The organism is Rothia sp. (in: high G+C Gram-positive bacteria) (genome assembly GCF_030540545.1).
In the GTDB taxonomy this organism is placed as follows: domain Bacteria; phylum Actinomycetota; class Actinomycetes; order Actinomycetales; family Micrococcaceae; genus Rothia.
Genome location: NZ_JAUNVZ010000033.1, coordinates 1 through 1,427, shown reverse-complemented (window position 1 = coordinate 1,427; position 1,427 = coordinate 1). Strand labels below are relative to the sequence as shown.

Below are 1,427 nucleotides of genomic sequence, written 5' to 3'. Positions count from 1 at the left end.
ATCGCGTCAGAGAGCAGCATGATACCGCCAAAGCCCGTAGCCTGGTGCGTATAGATATTATTGTAAGCGCTGAGGGGATTGTAAGTATTCCACTCCGTATAGCAGCCATTAATCTGACCGGACAATACCTTGTCCAAATTCTCCTTTTTCTGATCCTCTATTTGCTCGGGCGTCACTGCGCCATTGATGCCTTCATCGAGAAAGCTGTCGCTACATGAGGTCAGTGCCACACCGCCCAGCAGCAAGAGGCCAATATATTTTGTAACTTTCATACTGTCGTTTGTGCTTTAATTAGAAGTTCACGTTGATACCAAACGAGATGGTGCGCAGCGCGGAGTAGCTGTTCGTATCTACCGCACCCGAGATATTCTGACGGGGATCGAGACCCTTGCGATGTGAGCCGAGGAAGAGGTTGTCACCTACGGCATATACGCGTACTGAGGTCAAGCCCGGTATGCGCTCCGTAATATGCTGCGGCAGCGTATAGCCCAGGGTGATGTTGCGGAGAGAGAAGTAGTCTGAGCGCGTAAGGAAGCGGTCGTTTTCCACACCACCGGTCATCTTCTCACCCTCCATCAGACGGGGAACGTCGGTCACGTCGCCCGGCTTCTGCCAACGCTTGTAGATGTCGGTAGAGAAGGTAGAGCCACTGGTGCCTGACATCAAGCTGGCATAGCTGCCGTCATAGGTCCATCCGCCAAAGGAGAAGGCAGTAGATACCGTGAGGTCAAAACCATAAGCCTGAAGCGTGGTAGAGAGACCACCAAAGAGCTTAGGCAGGGCCGACTTGCCCAGCTGATAGCTCGTAGCCGAACCGGCATCGGTAGTAGTTCCCATCACGGTCTCGGTCACGGGGTTGCCGTCGGCATCCTTTACGGGGTTACCGTCTGCATCGAGCACGGCCTTCTCTACGTCCTTATAGTACAAGCCCTGACCGGTCTCGGGGTCTACACCGGCAAAGCGTACCATGTACCAGTCATAGAGTGAGCCACCCTTCTTGCGCCAGTAGTTACCGGTCTGGTAGCCCTCTTCGGGACGCCCCTCCTGCATGCGGGTCAGCTCATTCTTGTAGTGCGTGAGGTTGAGCTGAGCAGACCAGTTGACTTTCTGTGTCTGGATGAACACGCCGTTTACCGTCACGTCCACACCCGTATTGCGCATGCTCTGCTCGTTGGTGTAGATGGCACTGGGAGTACCCTCACTCATCGGGAGTGAATGGGTAGCCAACATGTCGCTCGTATTCTTGATGTAGAAGTCTACCTCAAAGCTCAAGCGATTGTTGAAAAGGCCGGCCTCCAAACCTACGTCGAAGGTCTTGCTCTTCTCCCAAGTCAGGTCGGGGTTACCGCGATAGGTACGAGTGATAGAGAACTCCGGCTTATCAGCCGTACCGCTGTTGCTTACTGAATAGTGGTCTACATAGGCAC

Annotated in this window: 2 protein-coding genes; both read right to left on the bottom strand. The window is 53.8% G+C overall.

From position 1 onward, the window contains the following. Window positions 1–272: hypothetical protein (locus tag Q4P78_RS08705; RefSeq protein WP_303339983.1), on the bottom strand; the 272-nt coding region annotated here is incomplete at its 3' end. Between the two features lie 19 nt (window positions 273–291). After that, window positions 292–1,427, bottom strand: a 1,136-nt coding sequence (locus tag Q4P78_RS08700) for a TonB-dependent receptor (protein WP_303339982.1), incomplete at its 5' end; no start/stop codon positions are given.